At 25.3% G+C, this 3,989-nt stretch carries 3 protein-coding genes and 1 pseudogene; 1 reads left to right on the top strand and 3 read right to left on the bottom strand.

Annotated elements, in window-relative coordinates; genetic code table 11:
* Positions 1-143 (top strand): annotated as a pseudogene (locus tag VLM92_RS17320) (site-specific integrase); the annotation flags it as partial.
* 901 nt (positions 144-1,044) lie between these two features.
* On the opposite strand, the gene VLM92_RS02885 reads toward VLM92_RS17320, so the two are convergent.
* The 3 genes from VLM92_RS02885 to VLM92_RS02875 all read right to left on the bottom strand — a co-directional run.
* A complete protein-coding gene (locus VLM92_RS02885) occupies positions 1,045-2,244 on the bottom strand; it encodes an alanyl-tRNA editing protein (RefSeq protein ID WP_325274849.1) in 1,200 nt (399 codons plus the stop codon).
* A gap of 451 nt (positions 2,245-2,695) precedes the next feature.
* Positions 2,696-3,031: a hypothetical protein gene (locus VLM92_RS02880; RefSeq protein ID WP_325274848.1), complete on the bottom strand. Its 336-nt coding sequence runs from the start codon at positions 3,029-3,031 to the stop codon at positions 2,696-2,698.
* A gap of 283 nt (positions 3,032-3,314) precedes the next feature.
* On the bottom strand, positions 3,315-3,989 hold a 675-nt coding region (locus VLM92_RS02875; RefSeq protein ID WP_325274847.1), incomplete at its 5' end, for a DUF1015 domain-containing protein.

The following is a 3,989-nucleotide window of genomic DNA, read 5'->3' as shown; positions in this document are numbered from 1 at the left end:
CTAAAGTGCCTATTAAAGTTATTTCTGAAAGAGTTGGTCATTCGAATATTAACACTACTCTTAATATATATGCACATGCACTTAAGGATATGGACTCTGAAGCGAGCAATAAAATTTCTGAAACTTTATTTAAATTAGGATAAATAGTATAATAGTAACAAAACGAACCTTTTATATGCCAATATAAGAGGTTTGTTTTGTTTCAAATGATCGATGCATCCTATTCGATACAGAACCTGTATTAAATGTATTTAAATAGATTTCATGAGATTTTATATATTTATCAATCGATAAGTTTAATTTAATTAAATTATGTAAACTGACATACATAAGTAAGATAAAAATACTTACAAGTTAAAAATAGAGTTATTAATTATATCTATAAGTTCAAAAGTATGTTCTAAATATGGAGTGTGCTTACCTTTGATAGTTTTAGATATACTATTTTGAAATTTAAATCTATGTGATGGTTAACTCCTATTGCATAATCTTCATCTCCAGTTATTATAAGAGCTAGAACTTTAATATCCTGGCTAGTATCACAGTAATTTATAAAATAGCTTTCATTATCAAACGCTCATTTAGACATATTGATATTTATCATACTATTATCAATAGTATTGATTTTAAGATAGTTTTCGTAAGTTTTATATTTTAGTATATAATATATATCTTTTTCAATAAGATTAAAGGAGTTCCTCGTCAGGCTCGCTTTAGATATTCTCCAGAAAAAACAAATCAATATATTGGATTTTAAGGCAGTTATAATTTTTATTCTAATACATATATCCAATTGAACAATAAAGCTATTTTGTATGCATTTAAATAGTTTTTATGACTAATATGCTTATTTAAAATATAATAATTAACTTTAATTAAGTTATGTAAACTTTTGTTTTTTTTAAATAGCTTCAATATAATTTTATCAATATTAGTTATAGGAAATTTGAGGATAATATTAAAGTTATATGGAAATAAGTTGAAATAGAATCTAAGAGAAACATAAAAAGATAGTAAATTTTAAAATTCACTATCTTTTTATGTCTATATTGTTTTTTCTATTTTAGTAAAAGCATAATTAAGTGCTGTTTCTAAATTACCGTTATTCTTTCCTCCACCTTGTGCAAGAGAAGGGCTTCCCCCTCCCCTACCATCAACTAATGTCATCGTATCTTTTAATAAATTATTCATATTGACATTTTTTAAATCTTTAGAAGATGCAAAGATTAAATTAACCTTATCTTGATACTTAACTCCAATTAGTGCTATAGTATTTTCTACTTCTGTTATTTTAGATGCAACCCTAGAGACATACTTTAAGTTTTCATCATTATAAGTTTTTATAACAACAGATATATCATTTACCTTAGAAGCAATATCTATCATATCTCTTATTTCATAGTTAGCTACTTCTTCCTCTAACTTTCTATTATCACTTAATGTAGTTTCTAACTTTTCATGTAAATTCTTTATACCTCTTATAGCTTCATCATCACCACACTTTAAGTATCTACATATATCAGTTAAACATAAATCTCTTTTTAAAGAGTAATCAACTGCTCTTTTCCCAGCTAAAAATTCTATTCTAGTAGCACTTTTATTTTTTTCCCATCTTTTTATCTTTATCATTCTAAGGTCTAATGTAGATTTAGGATGTACACCACAACAAGCATTAGAATCTAAATCTCCAATTTTTACAATTCTTATTTCATCAGCTGTATCTGGTAAATCTCTTCTTATCCAAATCTTTTTAAGTTCCTTTTTAGAAGGAGTTAATGTTTCTAATTCTATACTTTCACTTATTATTTCATTTGCATAATTTTCAGCTTGTCTTATTTGTTCTGATGTTAGTATCCCTTCTATATCAACAGTGCTTATTTCTTTACCCAAGTGAAAACCTACTGTATTTGCTTTGAATAAAGTATAAAAACATCCGGATAATACATGTTGTGCAAAATGTTGATGCATACCATCTTCTCTACGTTTCCAGTTTATAGCACATTTTACTTTATGTATTTTTATAGGTTTCTTTTCTACTATATGATATACTTTTTTATCTTTTTCATATACATTTATAACCTCATGTACGTCAATTTTACCTAAATCACAAAACTGTCCTCCTCCACCTGGGAAGAATGCTGTTTTATTAAGTAGTATATGAAACTTGTTATCTATTTCTAGTATTTCTTCTATTTCTGCAGTAAATTCTTTTATGTATTGATCACTATAATATAATTTTTCCATGTTTCCTCCTATGTTAATTGTTGGTCATAATTGTAATTTTACACTATTTGAGGATAATTATAAAGCTATTACAAATAAAAAGTTATCATTGGTTATATAGTTTTATCTGTTATACTATAGTTTATTGCAATAATAAAAATATTAAGTATTTCAGTCAAATCTGTAAATACACAAAACCTTGTATAAAGCTTTTTGATTTATATAATTAACTTTTATTGTATTTAACTTTAAAATATAAACTAAAATGGACTTTCTCCGGTTGAGGCGACTTTAAATAATTAAGTACGTATTATATAATATATTAAGCATACATTTTATAATTATCTTTAGCATATTTAATAGCATTGTCTATTAAATATGCTAATACCTATTCTATATAATTTGTTTTCCAAGAAAAATATAACTTAACTAAAAAAGAGAGCTAAGCAAGCTCTCTAAAAATTTCACGTTATTAATCTACTGCTTTAAATTTAAAACGAGTTTTCTTTCCTATATCTTCTGCTTTAGCTGCTAGTTTTAAATCATCATCTCTAACCCTAACATAATATCCATTAGGTGCTTTTATAGCATATTCTTTATTATCAACTTTATACAGAGTAAACTTAGTAGCATCGCTTTTTGAAGAATTTGCAATTAAAAAATTTTTATTATCAAGTTTAATATAATCTCCATCTTTCTGCTTTATTTTCACTTTATTGTTATCTAGCATAATCAAATAAAATATTCCATATTTATTAACCTTTTCTCCTGTAGCATAAAGATACTTATCTTCTCCAACTACAACCATAGTATCAGCATAAACTGACTTTATTTTAACCTCATAATCATAATCATCGTGGTCTCTATTTATGTCAATCCCCCCTTATATTAATGTCATCCATATATAATATGCAAACTAATTAAAAATGTTTAAAGAACTGTCTGAAAATTTCATTTAAAAAGAATATCAACTTAAAAATAATTAAGTTTTACTTATAATAGTGAATTTTATAATTTTACTATTATAATAGAAAAAGCCCTCATATTTAGAAGACTTTTTACTATAATTTTTATTGTTTAGTTTTTTAGATTTATAACTCATGTAAGAATAATCCACATCTAACCTTTGGTTCAAACCATGTTGATTTTGCAGGCATTATCTTTTTCTCATCTGCAACTTTTATCAATTCTTCTATACTAGTTGGATAAAGAGCAAAGGCTACTTTCATATCGTTATTAACTCTTTTTTCTAGTTCATTTAAACCTCTTATACCGCCTATAAAGTCAATTTTCTTATCTTCTCTAGGATTTTTTATTCCTAATATAGGGTTTATTATATTATCGTGAAGTATAGATACATCTAATGATTTCACTATATCTTTATTTTGTACCATATCTTCCTTTACATTTATCTCATACCACTTTCCACTTAAATACATACCTATTTTTCCTTTTTCATTAGGTTTGTATTTTCCATCTTCTATTTTTCTAACTTCAAATTTTTCCTTTATTTTATTAATAAAATCTTTATCTTCTAGTCCATTTAAATCTTTTACTACTCGATTATAATCTAGTATCATTAAATCTTTATCTGGTGCAATCATAGCTAAATAATAATTAAATTCTTCATCTCCACTATAATTAGGGTTTGCTTTTCTTCTTTCTTTAGCTATATTTTCTGCTGATGCACTTCTATGATGGCCATCAGCAATATAAAGATATGGTACTTTTTGAAATTCATATACTAAATTATCAATACTATTTTC

Origin of the sequence: Romboutsia sp. (genome assembly GCF_035470145.1) — a bacterium.
GTDB lineage: Bacteria > Bacillota > Clostridia > Peptostreptococcales > Peptostreptococcaceae > Romboutsia_D.
The sequence above is the reverse complement of the archived record's forward strand: the minus strand, read 5'-3'. Positions and strand labels throughout refer to the sequence as shown.

Bases quoted from the DNA above. Each gene is read 5' to 3' on its own strand.
- VLM92_RS02880 (WP_325274848.1), bottom strand. From the start codon at position 3,031: ATGGTTGTAGTTGGAGAAGATAAGTATCTTTATGCTACAGGAGAAAAG.
- VLM92_RS02885 (WP_325274849.1), bottom strand. From the start codon at position 2,244: ATGGAAAAATTATATTATAGTGATCAATACATAAAAGAATTTACTGCA.